At 67.8% G+C, this 14,640-nt stretch carries 12 protein-coding genes; 7 read left to right on the forward strand and 5 right to left on the reverse strand.

Annotation, left to right across the window (positions count from 1 at the left end):
- Positions 1-8: 8 nt before the first annotated feature.
- Together J3R73_RS00655 and J3R73_RS00660 are read left to right on the forward strand one after the other, a co-directional pair.
- Positions 9-713 carry a cobalamin B12-binding domain-containing protein gene (locus J3R73_RS00655; protein ID WP_307421512.1) on the forward strand — a complete coding sequence of 235 codons (705 nt, stop codon included), beginning with the start codon at positions 9-11 and terminating at the stop codon, positions 711-713.
- An 88-nt stretch (positions 714-801) separates the two neighbouring features.
- Positions 802-1,461, forward strand: coding sequence for a DUF1638 domain-containing protein (locus J3R73_RS00660; protein WP_307421514.1), 660 nt, complete (start codon positions 802-804; stop codon positions 1,459-1,461).
- Between the two features lie 30 nt (positions 1,462-1,491).
- On the opposite strand, the gene J3R73_RS00665 is transcribed toward J3R73_RS00660, so the two are convergent.
- The 4 genes from J3R73_RS00665 to J3R73_RS00680 all read right to left on the reverse strand — a co-directional run bounded on the left by J3R73_RS00665 (position 1,492) and on the right by J3R73_RS00680 (position 5,048).
- On the reverse strand, positions 1,492-2,037 hold the full coding sequence (locus J3R73_RS00665; protein WP_307421515.1) for an invasion associated locus B family protein: 546 nt from the start codon (positions 2,035-2,037) through the stop codon (positions 1,492-1,494).
- 199 nt (positions 2,038-2,236) lie between these two features.
- Positions 2,237-2,740: a hypothetical protein gene (locus J3R73_RS00670; RefSeq protein ID WP_307421517.1), complete on the reverse strand. Its 504-nt coding sequence runs from the start codon at positions 2,738-2,740 to the stop codon at positions 2,237-2,239.
- Entirely contained in the window at positions 2,737-4,020 is a 1,284-nt protein-coding gene (gene rlmN / locus J3R73_RS00675; RefSeq protein ID WP_307421519.1) for a dual-specificity RNA methyltransferase RlmN, read from the reverse strand. The genes J3R73_RS00670 and rlmN overlap by 4 nt, the downstream gene beginning before the upstream one ends.
- 242 nt (positions 4,021-4,262) lie before the next feature.
- Complete coding sequence (locus tag J3R73_RS00680; protein WP_307421521.1) at positions 4,263-5,048, reverse strand: SDR family NAD(P)-dependent oxidoreductase; 786 nt, start codon at positions 5,046-5,048, stop codon at positions 4,263-4,265.
- 150 nt (positions 5,049-5,198) lie between these two features.
- Between J3R73_RS00680 and J3R73_RS00685 the strand changes: the two genes are divergently transcribed.
- From J3R73_RS00685 to J3R73_RS00700, 4 genes are all read left to right on the forward strand, one after another.
- Entirely contained in the window at positions 5,199-5,744 is a 546-nt protein-coding gene (locus tag J3R73_RS00685) for a TetR/AcrR family transcriptional regulator (RefSeq protein ID WP_370880059.1), read from the forward strand.
- Between the two features lie 167 nt (positions 5,745-5,911).
- A complete protein-coding gene (locus tag J3R73_RS00690; RefSeq protein ID WP_307421525.1) occupies positions 5,912-6,808 on the forward strand; it encodes a fructose bisphosphate aldolase in 897 nt (298 codons plus the stop codon).
- A 263-nt stretch (positions 6,809-7,071) separates the two neighbouring features.
- Positions 7,072-8,283, forward strand: a complete 1,212-nt coding sequence (locus J3R73_RS00695; RefSeq protein WP_307421527.1) for an aminotransferase-like domain-containing protein — start codon at positions 7,072-7,074, stop codon at positions 8,281-8,283.
- A gap of 196 nt (positions 8,284-8,479) precedes the next feature.
- Positions 8,480-9,859, forward strand: a complete 1,380-nt coding sequence (locus J3R73_RS00700) for an inorganic phosphate transporter (protein WP_307421528.1) — start codon at positions 8,480-8,482, stop codon at positions 9,857-9,859.
- An 83-nt stretch (positions 9,860-9,942) separates the two neighbouring features.
- Here the strand turns inward: J3R73_RS00700 and zwf are convergent, their stop codons facing one another.
- Positions 9,943-11,403 carry a glucose-6-phosphate dehydrogenase gene (zwf, locus tag J3R73_RS00705; protein ID WP_307421530.1) on the reverse strand — a complete coding sequence of 487 codons (1,461 nt, stop codon included), beginning with the start codon at positions 11,401-11,403 and terminating at the stop codon, positions 9,943-9,945.
- A 520-nt stretch (positions 11,404-11,923) separates the two neighbouring features.
- Here zwf and clpB point away from each other — a divergent pair.
- A complete protein-coding gene (clpB, locus tag J3R73_RS00710; RefSeq protein ID WP_307421532.1) occupies positions 11,924-14,521 on the forward strand; it encodes an ATP-dependent chaperone ClpB in 2,598 nt (865 codons plus the stop codon).
- Positions 14,522-14,640: the final 119 nt, after the last annotated feature.

Raw genomic sequence — 14,640 nt, forward strand, 5'->3', positions numbered from 1 at the left:
TCCCCGACATGGCCGACGGCGATCTCGATCTGAGCACACTTTCCGATGACGAGCTCGTCGAACAGATGCATGACGATCTCTATGACGGCCTCGCCGACGAGATCGTCGACGGCGTCAACATCCTGCTCGGCCGCGGCTGGACCCCCTATGAAGTGCTGACCAAGGCCCTCGTCGAGGGCATGCGCATCGTCGGCGTCGATTTTCGCGACGGCATCCTGTTCGTGCCGGAAGTGCTGATGTCCGCCAATTCGATGAAGGCCGGCATGCATGTGCTGCGCCCGCTCCTGGCCGAGACGGGCGCCCCCAAGGTCGGCAAGATGGTGATCGGCACCGTCAAGGGCGACATCCACGACATCGGCAAGAATCTCGTCACCATGATGATGGAAGGCGCCGGCTTCGAGGTGATCGACCTCGGCATCAACAACCCCGTCGACAATTATCTCGAGGCGATCGAGAAGCACCAGCCGGAAATCCTCGGCATGTCCGCTCTCCTGACCACGACCATGCCCTATATGAAGGTCGTGATCGATACGATGAAGGAAAAGGGCATCCGCTCCGACTATATCGTGCTGGTCGGCGGCGCGCCGCTCAACGAGGCCTTCGCCGACGCGGTGGGCGCCGATGCCTATTGCCGCGACGCGGCGATCGCGGTCGAGACGGCGAAGACGCTGATCAGCAAGCGCCAGGGTTCGATACAGTCCAAGACGGCGTAACAGCCCGTTCGAAACGGCTCGCCGGGGACGATGGATGTCCGGCTGCCGATCCGCCGCGATCGGCACCGGGCAGGCAAGGAGGCACCCGATGGGCCATTCTTCGGCAAGCGGCGCTTCGCCGCGCAGAACGCTCGTCATCGCCTGCGGCGCGCTGGCGCGCGAATTCCTGGCGGTCAAGCAGGCCAATGGCTGGGACCATCTCGACATCACCTGCCTGCCGGCGATCTGGCACAACCATCCCCACAAGATCCCCGAGGGCGTGCGGCGCAAGATCCGCGCCGGCCGCGCCGCCTATGACGAGATCCTCTGCCTCTACGGCGATTGCGGCACGGGCGGCCTGCTCGACGACGTCCTGAAGGAGGAGGGCGTCGAGCGGATCGACGGGCCGCACTGCTATTCCTTCTTCGCGGGGGCGCAGACCTTCGACGCCATGCAGGACGAGGAGATCGGCACCTTCTACCTCACCGACTTCCTGGTGCGCCATTTCGACCGCTTTGTGATCAAGGGGCTCGGGCTCGACCGCCATCCGCAATTGCTGCCGGTCTATTTCGGCAATTACCGGCGCGTGATGGTCCTGGTGCAGTTCCCCGATGCCGCCCTGGAAGAGAAGGCGAGGGCGGCGGCCGAACGTCTCGGCCTGCCGCTCGTGGTGCATCACACCGGCCTCGTCGGCATCGAAGCGTTCCTGAAGAAGGCTCCCGGCGTGGCGGGCGACCCCGCGGCGCCTGCCGGCGTGCCGAAGGCCTGAAGACCTTTCGACCGAGAAAATCTCCGGCGCCTACGGGCAGCCCTTGGTGATGGCGTCCAGCGCCTGGGGCAGGCCGGCGAGCGAATAGCGGTCGGTGGTGACGCGCCCGCGCTTCGAAGCGCCTTCGAAGGTCAGGTCGCGGCTCTTGCGCATGGCGCCGATGACGGCGCCGCCCTGGGCGGCGTTCTTGATCCAGGCGTTGGACCCCTTGGTGTAGAGCGCATAGGAGGTCCGCCCGACCTTGAGGGTCGCCTCGCCGCCGTCCTTCATCGGAAAGCCGGTGATCATGCTCAATTCGTCGCGTACGCCCTCGCCCGGCCGGCGGGTGATGAACAGCGTGGCCGGATCGCGTTCGAGCTTGGCGGGCTTGCGGTCCTTGGGGCTGGTGATCGCGAAGCAGGACTTGCTCTTGCCCGTGCCGTTCTCGAAGGCCTGCCAGTCCTTGAACACGCCGAGGGAAACCGGCTGCGCGGCCGTGGCGGGCGCTGCCGGCTTTGGTTTGCGGGGTTTCGCCACGGCCGTACCGGACAGGAGGACGGCGACGGCGATGAGCGCGATGCGAAGGGATGAGGACATCATGCGGGCTCGATCGATCCGGAACAAGAGAACAGACACGGCGGCGTTCAGCGACCGTGGAGTCGGCTGCACCGTATAGCCGCGACGAAAGACAGGGATTCCGGCGAAAGTTCGACCGGAACCTCCAGAAGAATATCGCTCCGCAGTGAGGAAATGGTTAAGTGGGGCTGCGGACGCGAAATTCGCGGGACGTGCGACCTTACGTCCTGCGCGCGTCCGGCTGCCGCGGCAGGGCGGGCACCCCTGCAGGCCCGGCGCTTCGCCCGGCGATCAGCCAGTAGACGCTCCCGGCCGCGATGCCGATCGCCGCCAGGCCGGCGGCGGCGTGATAGAGGATGGCGAGGCCGATCAGCCCCATGCCCGTCGCTAGCGGCGCGGCCGCGAAGGCAAGGGCCATGCCGACGGCGTAGAAGACCCAGCTTCGCCGGCCCCAAGCCTCGCCGATCACGCCGACCAGGATGATCGGTCCCACCCAGAGGGCGAGGCCGGTCATCGCGGCCTGGCCGACGAAGGCGACGACGTCCTCCGCCCGCCCGTCGAAGGTGGCGGCAATGGCGGTGAGGCCGAGGAGGCGGGCGAGCGCGCCGAACGCGTCGCCGAAGGACTGGTTGACCAGGCCGACGAGGGCCACGACCAGCGCCGTCGCGGCCGCCGTCGCCAGGGCGAAGGCGACGAGAATGAGCCTGTCGAGAAAGCGGATCACGCCTCGTCCGCCCCTGCATCGCCGATGCCGTGGGCGTAGAAGGCCTCCACCGCCAGCTTCTTCATGGCGTCGGCCTCGAGGGCGATGCGCTCGCGCGCCCGCATCTTCTGGCTCTCGCTCTTGAGCTGGCCGCAGGCGGCCAGGATGTCGCGTCCGCGTGGCGTGCGGATGGGCGAGGCGTAGCCGGCGTTGAACACCACGTCGGAGAACGCCTCGATCGTCTCCCAGTCCGAGCATTCATACGGGCTGCCGGGCCAGGGATTGAATGGGATCAGGTTGATCTTGGCGGGGATGCCCTTGAGCAGCTTCACCAGCGCCCTGGCTTCGCCGAGGCTGTCGTTGACGCCCTTGAGCATGACATATTCGAAGGTGATGCGCCGGGCGTTGGAGAGCCCGGCATAGTTGCGGCAGGCCTCCAACAGATCGGCGATGGGATATTTCCTGTTCAGCGGCACCAGCGTGTCGCGCAGGTCGTCACGGGTGGCATGCAGCGAGATGGCGAGCGCCGGATTGATGCCTTCGCCCAGCGGCCCGATCATCGGCACCACGCCTGAGGTCGACAGGGTGATGCGCCGGCGCGACAGGCAGAGCCCGTCCTGGTCCGACATCACCCTCAGGGCGGTGGTGACGTTGTCGTAATTGTAGAGCGGCTCGCCCATGCCCATCAGCACGACGTTCGAGATGAAACGCCCGCCGTCGCGCGGCACGATCGCGCCTTCCGGCGGCTCCCGGTCCGGCCAGTCGCCGAGGCGGTCGCGCGCCACCAGGAGCTGCGCCACGATCTCGGCGGCGGTGAGGTTGCGCACCAGCTTCTGCGTGCCGGTGTGGCAGAAGGTGCAGGTCAGCGTGCAGCCGACCTGGCTGGAGACGCAGAGCGTGCCGCGGCTCTCATCGGGAATGTAGACGGTCTCGATCTCGGCGCCGCGATCATGCGGGCCGGTGGCCGGCATGCGCATCAGCCATTTGCGCGTGCCGTCGGCCGAAACCTGCTCGGTGACGATCTCGGGCCGGTCGAGCGTATAGGCTTCCTCCAGCCTGGCGCGCAGGTGCTTGGAGACGTTGGTCATGGCGGCGAAGGAGGCGGCGCCGCGCACATAGAGCCAGTGGTGAAGCTGGTTGACGCGCATCCTCACCTCGCCGGCGGGCACGTCGATGGCCGCCATCGCCTCGGCCAGCCCCGCGCGGTCGAGCCCCGCAAGCGAGGGCTTGCGGGCCGAAGGCAGGGCAGGCGGGGCGGCCGGCTGCGGCCGGGAAGTCGGGTCGAGAGAAAGGGCAGTCATGCCGGAGATCCATTTGTTGGGCGGCTCCATAGCACAACCGGCCATAAAGGGCGACGGCGAATGCGTTTTTCCGGGCGATCGCGCCGCCGTGCCGGTCGGGGGACCGGCAACCGGTGGGCGGATCCCCGACCCGCCTGTCCCGGACCGCGCCGAGCGGAATGGCGAGGCCGTGCGGTTTCGTGCCGGTCAGGGGACCAGCACACCGGTGGGGGGGCTCCGGCCCGCCTCCCGCCCTGGCCGCGTCATGCCCTGTAGCGTTCCGCCGCGTGGTCCTGCGCGAAATTCGCCATCATCGCCCGGCGGGCGGCATCGAAGGCCTCCCACTGGCCGGCGTCGGGCAGTGGCGGGATGGTGACAAGCTCGCGCCGGTCGAAGCCGACGAAGGCGGCGTCGACCAGCTCGCCGACATCCATGACGCCGGTCAGCGTGTTGACGTCGCGGCCCGAGCGCTCCCAGATCTCGGTGCGGGTAGCGGCGGGCAGCACGGCCTGGACGTAGATGCCGCGCGGGCCGAGTTCCGCCTGCAGCGCCTGCGAGAAGCTGAGCACATAGGCCTTGGTGGCGCTGTAGATCCCCAGCGGAAACTCGGGCACCACGGCCAGCACCGAGGCGATATTGACGATGGCGCCTTTGCCCTCGGCGAGGAAGCGCGGCACCACGGCGCCTGTGAGCCGCGTCACGGCGGTGACGTTGAGCCGGATCAGCCGGTCCAGGGCCTCGATGTCCGGATTGGCGAAGCCGCCATGGGCGGCGGCGCCGGCATTGTTGACGAGCAGCCCGATGCGGGCGTCCTCGCGCAGGCGCGCCTCGACGCGGGCAAGGTCCGCGGCATCGGTGAGGTCGGCCCGGATGACGTCGACGGCCACGCCGGTCTCGGCGCGAAGACGCGCGGCCAGGATCTCCAGGCGCGCCTGGTCCCGTGCGACGAGCACGAGATCGTGGCCGCGGCGGGCGAGGCGTTCGGCATAGGTGGCGCCGATGCCGGTGGAAGCGCCGGTGACGAGCGCGGCGGGAAGGGATCCTGTCATTGTCTGTCTCCTTTATTCATGATGGCTATCATGATTGATGCATTCATGACCATTGTCATGTATAATGTCAAGCAGGACGGAAGCCCTGGGCAGGCGCGCCGTCGAATCAAGCCGCAGGCATGCCGGCCGCGGCGCGCAAAGGAGACGATGATGAAAGTCAGCCGGGATCAGGTGGCCGAGAACCGGCAGCGCATTCTCGACGCCGCCGCGCAGCTGTTCAGGGAGCGCGGCTTCGAGGGGGTGACGGTGGCGCAGATCATGAAGGCGGCCGGCCTGACGCACGGCGCCTTCTACGGGCATTTCGCCTCGAAGGACGAACTGATCGCCCAGGCTTTCGCCCATGTCCTCTGCCCAGGCGGCGAGGGGGCGCCCGCCGTCGGCATTGCCGATTATGCCGAGGGCTATCTGAGCGCCGGGCATCGCGACCGGCCGGGGGCCGGCTGCCTGTTCGCCGCGCTGGGCACCGAGGCCGTGCGCGGCGCGGCGCCGGCGCGCCATACCCTGACGCAGGCGATCGAGCGCCGCATCGAGGATTTCAGCCGCACCGCGCCGGGCGAGACGCCCGAAGCGCGCCGCCGCGCGGCGATCGCGAGCTGGTCCGCCATGGTCGGCGCCGTGGTCCTCTCGCGCATTGCCGACGATCCCGCGCTGTCCGACGAGCTGTTGGCGGAGACGAAGGCCTGGCTCGGCGGATGAGGGCTGTCTTGCCTGCGCCGCCGCCGCCAAAAAGAGCCCCGGAAGGGGGATCGCTCGCCTTTCATGCCCGCTTCGGGCTTTCCATCGCAAGCCTCCACGCTTTAGAAGGCTTTGTCGGGGCTGGGCGCGCTCACGTGCGGACCGGTCTCATGCAAAGGGAGACGATCATGGCCGATGACAAGATGATGGCGCAGATTTCCGGCAAGGACGGCTTCATCGCCGCGCTCGACCAGAGTGGCGGGTCGACGCCGGGGGCCCTGCGCCTCTACGGGATTCCGGAAAGCGCCTATAATGGCGAAGCCGAGATGTACAAGCTGATGCACGAGATGCGCGTGCGCATCATGACGGCGCCGGCCTTCACCGGCGACAAGGTGCTCGGCGCCATCCTGTTCGAACGCACCATGGACGGCGACGCCGAGGGCAAGCCGGTGCCGAGCTTCCTGTGGGAAGACCGCGGCGTCGTTCCCTTCCTCAAGGTCGACAAGGGGCTGGCTTCGGAGAGCGACGGTGTGCAGCTGATGAAGCCGATGGCGGATCTCGACCAGTTGCTCGTCCGCGCTGTGGCGAAGAAGGTGTTCGGCACCAAGATGCGTTCCGTCATCAACCAGGCGTCGCCGGCCGGCATCGCCGCCGTGGTGGCACAGCAGTTCGAGGTGGCCAAGCAGATTTCCGGCCACGGGCTGATGCCGATCATCGAGCCGGAAGTCTCGATCAAGGCACCGGACAAGAAGGGCGCCGAAGCGCTGCTGCGCGACGAGATCGTCCGGCATCTCGATGCCCTGCTGGCGGGCGAGACGGTGATGCTCAAGCTGACCATCCCGGACGTGGCGGATTTCTACAAGCCGCTGGTCGATCATGAGAAGGTCGCCCGCGTCGTCGCGCTGTCGGGCGGCTATAGCCGGGCCGACGCCTGCGAGAAGCTCTCCCATAACCACGGCATGATCGCGAGCTTCTCGCGCGCCCTCGCCGAGGAGCTCAAGCACGGGATGACCGACGCCGAATTCAACGACGCGCTCGGCCGCTCGATCGACGAGATCTACAAGGCCTCGACGCAGAAGGTGTGAGGCGGATGGGCGCCGGGGGTGAGATGCTATGGAGGGTCGATCCCTGATCGACCTCTTCCTTCCCCGCACGCTCGATATTTCCAGGATCGGTGTGTCCAGGAAGGGCGATCGGTGATTGCCCGTCCGCATCCACGCGATAAAGCCGGGCGCGGTGACGGGACCTCCCGGCATTGCATCCGGCCCTTGAACCGGAAGGCGATCTCAAATAAGGTCAGCATCGCTGACATAATTCTGGGCCGCCGGGGGTGGCCCTGGGAGGAACGATGACACTCGCCCCGCTCTTCGCCGGCCGCGCCTCGCGGATGAGGGCGTCCGAGATCCGCGAACTCCTCAAGCTGCTGGACCAGCCCGACATCATTTCCTTCGCCGGCGGCATTCCGGACCCCGCGATGTTTCCGCACGAGGCCTTCCGCCAGGCCTATGCCGACGTGCTCTCGGGTCCCGGCGCCGATGCGGCGCTGCAATACCAGGTGAGCGAAGGCTACCTGCCGCTGCGGCGCTGGCTGGCGGCGGAGATGGGACGCCTGGGCGTTCCCTGCGATGAAGGCAACATCTTCATCACCTCGGGCTCGCAGCAGGCGCTCGACTATCTCGGCAAGCTGTTCGTCTCGCCGGCGGATACCGTGCTGGTCACCTGGCCGACCTATCTCGGCGCGCTCCAGGCCTTCAACGCCTATGAGCCGCATTACGAGCGGCTGACGCCGGCCGGCGGCAACATGACGCCCGAGGCCTATCGCGCCGCCGCGGCGAAGGCGGGTGGAAGGGCGAAATTCGCCTATCTCGTCCCCGATTTCGCCAACCCGACCGGCGAGACCCTCAGCCGGGCCGAGCGCGAGGACGTGCTCGACCTCGCGGCCGGCCTCGACGCCGCCGTGATCGAGGACGCCGCCTACCAGGCGCTGCGCTATGACGGCGAGCCGGTGCCCTCGATCCTCGCGCTCGACTGCGCCCGTAGCGGAGGCATCGAGGCGGCGCGCACAATCTATTGCGGTAGCTTCTCCAAGATCCTCGCGCCGGGTCTGCGCGTCGGCTGGGTGTGCGCGGCGCGCACGGTGATCGAGAAGCTGGTGCTGGCCAAGCAGGCCTCGGACCTGCACAGCCCGTCCATCAACCAGATCGTCATCCACCGCGTGGCCGAGACGAACTACGCCTCCCAGGTCGCGAAGGCGCGCCTGCATTACGGCGCGCGGCGCGACCGCATGCTCGAAGCCCTCGACGCCACCATGCCGGCGGAGGTCGCCTGGAGCCGGCCCGAGGGCGGCATGTTCGTGTGGATGACGCTGCCGCCCGAGATCGATACGACCGAACTCCTGGCGCGCGCCGTCGCCGAGGCGCGCGTCGCCTTCGTGCCGGGCCATGCCTTCTTCGCCGACGGCAGCGGCCGCAATGCCCTGCGCTTGAGCTTCACCCTCGCCGACGACCGCGCGGTCGGCGAAGGCATTCCGCGCCTCGCCCGCCTCATCGCCGCGGGCTGAGCCTGACGTCGCGGGACCGTGCCTGGGATGGAACTGTGACGGTCCCTCGCGCCTTATGCGGCCGAGTTATCGAGAGCCGGCAAGCATAGAGCCGGCAAACTATTGTCGAAACCTGTCATTTTTCGCACGGCGGCGCCGATGCCGTTTCCGGAAGCGATGGCGCTTGTGCGTCATCCTATGAACAAGGCTCGCAGACATGCTGGAATTCCTGTCCCAAGGCTCGCCCGCCATCGTCGCGCTCCTGGCGGCCTGCCTCTTCCTCGCCCTCGCCTTCGAGTTCTCGAACGGCTTCCACGATACCGCCAACGCGGTGGCGACGGTGATCTACACCCATTCGCTCAAGCCCGGCCAGGCCGTCCTGTGGTCGGGAGCGATGAACTTCCTCGGCGTCATCCTCGGCGGCATCGCCGTCGCCTATGCACTGGTGCAGCTCATCCCGCCCGACGCCCTGTCGCCGCCGGACGGGAGGCTGGCGGTCGGCATGCTGATCGCGCTGTTCGTCGCGGCGCTGGCCTGGAACGTCGGCACCTGGTGGCTCGGCATCCCCAATTCGAGCTCCCACGCGCTGATCGGCTCACTGATCGGCATCGCCGTCGCCAATGCCGTCATTCATGGCCGCCGGCTTGGGGAGGGCGTCGACTGGCAGCAGGTCTGGAGCGTGCTCGCCTCGCTCCTGGTCTCGCCGATCCTCGGCTTCGGGCTCGCCTTCATCCTGTTCCGGCTGGTGAGGCTCGCGATCCGCGACCGGCATCTGTTCGAGCCGCCGCAGGAAGGCCGGCCGCCGGTGTGGTGGATGCGCGCTTTGCTCATCCTCACCTGCACCGGCGTCTCCTTCGCGCACGGCACCAATGACGGGCAGAAGAGCATCGGCCTGATCATGCTCACCGTCATCGGCCTGCTGCCGGCGAGCTTCGCCCTCAACATGGACCTGCCCGGCGGCGACTTCGCCCGGCTCGCCCGCGAGATGCCGGCGGCTGCGAGCCTGATCGAGCGCTATGGCGGCGACCGGAAGGACCTCGCCGTCGAATCCGCGCGCAAGCTCGGCGAGCGCTTCGGCAGCATCCGGTCGGCGAAGGAGATCCCGCCCGGCGAGCGTTCCGCCGTCCGCAACGACCTCAACCACACCCTCTCCGAACTGACCTTCGCCGCCGAGGCGGACGGCATCTCGCCGGACGAGAAGAAATCGGCGAAGTCGATCCACGACGACGTGATGAAATCGGTGCAATACGCGCCCTGGTGGGTGCGCATCCTCAGCGCGCTCTGCCTCGGCCTCGGCACGCTCGTCGGCTACCGGCGCATCGTGACCACGCTCGGCGAGCGCCTCGGCAAGGAGAAGCTGGTGCCGGCGCAGGGCGGCTCGGCCGAACTGGTGGCGGCCGGCCTGATCGGGGCCGCCGGCTTCACCGGCTTTCCCGTCTCGACCACCCATGTCGTCACCGGCGGCATCGCCGGCACGATGGTGGGCTCCGGCGCCGGCCTGCAGCCCGCCACCCTCTGGCAGATCGCGGCGGCCTGGGTCCTGACCCTGCCGGCGACGATCGTGATTTCGGGCGGGCTGTTCCTGCTGCTGTCTTGAGGGGACCCCGAGCCACGTTTTGACTGTGTCTCGCGTGGATGCGGGGGCGTGCCGAGGGGCGGCGACCCGCCGGAGCCGCGGCCTCACCCCTTCCCGTGCGAATCCCGCCAGGCGCGCTCGAAGGGCAGGCGCCAGGCATGGGGGGCGATCAGCTGGTGGATTGATTTCGGGCCCCAGCCGCCCTGGTCGTAGAGGCGCACCGGCGGCGGGTTCTCCAGCAGGGGGCTCGAGACCTCCCACAGCCTTTCGATGCCTTCGGCGGTGGTGAAGAGGGTGTGGTCGCCGCGCATGGCGTCGAGGATCAGGCGTTCATAGGCTTCCAGCACGTCGCTGATCAGCCCGGTCTCGCTCATCGCGAATTGCAGGCTGAGCTTGTCGAGGCGAAAGCCCGGCCCCGGGCGCTTGCCATAGAAGGAGAGGGACACCTTGGAGGCGTCTGCGAGGTCGAAGGTGAGGTGGTCCGGCCCCTGCGCGCCGACGCCGGAGCCGGCGGGGAACATGCTCTTGGGCGGTTCGCGGAAGGCGATGGAGATGATGCGCTGGCCCTCGGCGAGGCGCTTGCCGGTGCGCAGGAAGAAGGGCACGCCGGCCCAGCGCCAATTGTCGATGGCGCATTTGAGGGCGATGAAGGTCTCGGTGTCGCTCTCCGGGTCCACGCCCGGCTCGTTGCGGTAGCCGATATATTGCCCGCGCACCACGTCGCGCGGGTCGATCGGCACCATGGAGCGGAACACCTTGTTCTTCTCCTCCGAGATGGGCTTGGGTTCGAGATGGGTCGGCGGCTCCATCGCCATGAAGGCGAGGATCTGGAACAGATGAGTCACCACCATGTCGCGATAGGCGCCGGTGGATTCGTAGAAGGCGGCGCGGCGGTCGAGGCCGAGGGTCTCCGGCACGTCGATCTGCACATGGTCGATGAAGTTGCGGTTCCAGATCGGCTCGAACAGGCCGTTGGCGAAGCGGAAGGCGAGGATGTTCTGCGCCGGCTCCTTGCCGAGGAAATGATCGATGCGGAAGATCTGGTCCTCGGTGAAGACCTCGTGCAGCTTGTTGTTGAGCGCCACCGCGCTGGCGAGGTCGGTGCCGAAGGGCTTCTCCATGATGATGCGCGAGCGCTCGACGAGGCCAGCCTGCGCCAGGAGATGCACGGCGGCGAGGGCGGCGTTGGGCGGCACGGACAGGTAATGCACGCGCCGGGTTTCGGCGCCGAGCTCGGCCTCCGCCTTCTCGACCGCGGCGCGCAGCGCGTCCGGGCCGGCGGCGAGCGAGACATAGTCGAGCGAGGCGGCGAAGTTCTCCCATTCGGCCGGCGTGAACTTGCGGGAGGAGAATTTCTCGAGCGCCTCGTGGGCGATGGCGCGGAAGGCGTCGGCATCGATGTCGTCGAGGGAAACGCCGATGATGCGGCAGCCCGGGATGAAGCCGGCATTGGTCAGGCGGAACAGGCCGGTCAGCAGCTTGCGCCGCGAGAGGTCGCCGGTGGCGCCGACGAGAACCACGACCTGCGGAAAGCCGGGACCCACCCGGGTGGAGTTCTTGATCAAATCTGCCGTCCTCGAGCCTGTTGCGGATTGCGGCGCCGGCCGTGCTCCGACCCCGGCAGGCTAGAGCGTTTTGTGTTTTGACGGAATCGGCAAAACGCAAAGACGCGTCGAAAAACAAAGAGCTAGAGCAAAGCGCCGCTTCTGCCTAAACGCGCTCTGCTCCAGCGCTGCCGCGATGCAGCGTTCTTCACCCCACGAGCCGCCACGGCAGAGCCTCACGCCGGTCTGGTAACGGGATAGGTGCACGGATAGGGATGGGGATCAAGAGGGTCCGGAGGCGGGCGGCGGCGCGCAGGCTTTCCGCCCGCGCCGCCGGCGCGGAAAAGGTCGGGCCGCCGCCGCTTTCCTTGATGCCCGTCAATTCCTAGCGCCTCGAATCCTGCTGAAACTCTGCCGCTATCCCCTTGCGCCGCCTGCCGGGCACCCCACATTTTTCGAAGCGGACGCCTGCGGGGTCCGCCATTCGAAATGGCGCCGGGGTGATGCTACGGGTCCTCGGGCGTGCGGGAAGGAAGAAGCCATGAATTTTGAACGCTATACCGAACGGGCGCGGGGCTTCGTGCAGTCGGCCCAGTCACTCGCGCTGCGCGAGGGACACCAGCAATTCGCGCCGGAACATCTCCTGAAGGTCCTGCTGGACGACCCGGAAGGCCTCGCCGCCGGGCTGATCGACCGGGCGGGCGGGCGTTCGCGCGAAGCGCTGGAGGCCGTCGAGGCCGCGCTGCGCAAGCTGCCGAAGGTGGAGGGCTCGGGCGCCGGCCAGGTCTATCTCACCCCCCAGCTCGCCCGGGTGTTCGAGGCGGCCGAGAAGGCGGCCGAGAAGGCTTCCGATTCCTTCGTCACCGTCGAAAGGCTGCTGCTGGCGCTGGCCATCGAGAAGGAGAGCGTGGCCGGCAAGGTGCTCGCCGCCGCCGGCGTGACGCCGCAGAACCTCAACCAGGCCATCGAGGCGCTCCGCAAGGGCCGCACCGCCGATTCGGCGACGGCCGAGAACGCCTATGATGCCCTGAAGAAATATGCGCGCGACCTCACGGCCGACGCGCGCTCGGGCAAGCTCGATCCGGTGATCGGTCGCGACGAGGAGATCCGCCGCACCATCCAGGTGCTGTCCCGGCGCACCAAGAACAACCCGGTGCTGATCGGCGAGCCCGGCGTCGGCAAGACGGCGATCGTCGAGGGCCTGGCGCTACGCATCATCAATGGCGACGTGCCCGAATCGCTCAAGGACAAGAGCCTGCTGGCACTCGACATGGGCGCGCTCATCGCCGGCGCGAAATATCGCGGCGAGTTCGAGGAGCGCCTCAAGGCCGTGCTGCAGGAGGTGACCGGCGCCGAGGGCAACATCATCCTCTTCATCGACGAGATGCACACGCTGGTCGGCGCGGGCAAGGCGGACGGCGCCATGGACGCCTCCAACCTGCTCAAGCCGGCGCTGGCGCGGGGCGAACTCCATTGCGTCGGCGCCACCACGCTCGACGAATATCGCAAGCATGTCGAGAAGGATCCGGCGCTGGCGCGGCGCTTCCAGCCCGTCTTCGTCGACGAGCCGACGGTCGAGGACACCATCTCGATCCTGCGCGGCCTCAAGGAGAAATACGAGCAGCACCACAAGGTCCGTATCACCGACAGCGCCATCGTCGCGGCGGCGACGCTGTCGAACCGCTACATCACCGACCGTTTCCTGCCGGACAAGGCGATCGACCTCGTCGACGAGGCCGGCGCGCGCCTGCGCATGCAGGTCGATTCCAAGCCGGAGGAGCTCGACGAGCTCGACCGGCGCATCATCCAGCTCAAGATCGAGCAGGAAGCCCTGAAGAAGGAAAGCGACACCGCGTCGAAGGACCGGCTGCAGCGGCTGGAGAAGGAGCTGGCCGATCTCGAGGAGCGTTCCAGCGAGCTGACGCAGCGCTGGAAGAGCGAGAAGGACAAGCTCGGCCGCGCCGCCGATCTCAAGGGGCAGCTCGACAAGGCCAAGAACGAGCTCGCCGATGCGCAGCGCCGCGGCGAATACCAGCGCGCCGGTGAACTGACCTACTCGATCATTCCCGGCCTCGAAAGGGAGCTGAAGGCGACGGAGGCCGCCGAATCCAAGGGCGGCATGCTGGAGGAGGCGGTCACCGCCAACCATGTCGCGCAGGTCGTCTCGCGCTGGACGGGCGTGCCCGTCGACAGGATGCTGGAGGGCGAGAAGGACAAGCTGCTGCGCATGGAGGACGTGCTCGCCACCCGTGTGGTCGGCCAGGGCGAGGCGGTTCAGGCCGTCTCGACCGCTGTCCGGCGCGCCCGGGCCGGCCTGCAGGATCCGAACCGGCCGATCGGCTCCTTCATCTTCCTGGGTCCCACCGGCGTCGGCAAGACCGAGCTGACCAAGGCGCTCGCCGCCTTCCTGTTCGACGACGATACGGCGATGGTCCGGCTCGACATGTCCGAATATATGGAGAAGCATTCGGTGAGCAGGCTCATCGGCGCGCCTCCGGGCTATGTCGGCTATGACGAGGGCGGCGCCCTCACCGAAGCCGTGCGGCGGCGGCCCTACCAGGTCGTGCTGTTCGACGAGATCGAGAAGGCGCATCCGGATGTGTTCAACGTGCTGCTCCAGGTGCTCGACGACGGGCGCCTGACCGACGGGCAGGGGCGGACGGTCGACTTCCGCAACACGCTGATCATCATGACCTCCAATCTCGGGGCCGAATATCTGGTGGGCCAGAAGGAGGGCGAGGATTCCGCCGCGGTGCGCGAGGAGGTGATGGCCGTGGTGCGCGGGCATTTCCGGCCGGAGTTCCTCAACCGCGTCGACGAGATCATCCTGTTCCACCGCCTCAAGAGGGCGCAGATGGGGGCGATCGTCGACATCCAGATGGCGCGGCTGCAGAAGCTGCTCGACGAGCGCAAGATCACCATCGAGCTCGACGATGCGGCCCGCAGCTATCTCGCCGACAAGGGCTACGATCCCGCCTATGGCGCGCGCCCGCTGAAGCGCACGATCCAGAAGCTGGTGCAGGACCCGCTCGCCGAGATGATCCTCGCCGGCAAGGTGAAGGACGGCACCCATCTGCCGGTCAGCGCCACCGCTTCGGGGCTGATCATCGGCGGGCGGGCGGTGAACGCCGCGGCCTGACCGCCGGGAGCGGGTGCGTCCGCCCGCTCTCCCCTTGCACCAACGTGATGGGAAGGTCGATCACCGATCGACCTTCTCTCTCCTGCGCGCTGTGTCGCCACAACGCGGGCGGCGGTATC

The organism is Labrys monachus (assembly GCF_030814655.1).
Lineage (GTDB): Bacteria > Pseudomonadota > Alphaproteobacteria > Rhizobiales > Labraceae > Labrys > Labrys monacha.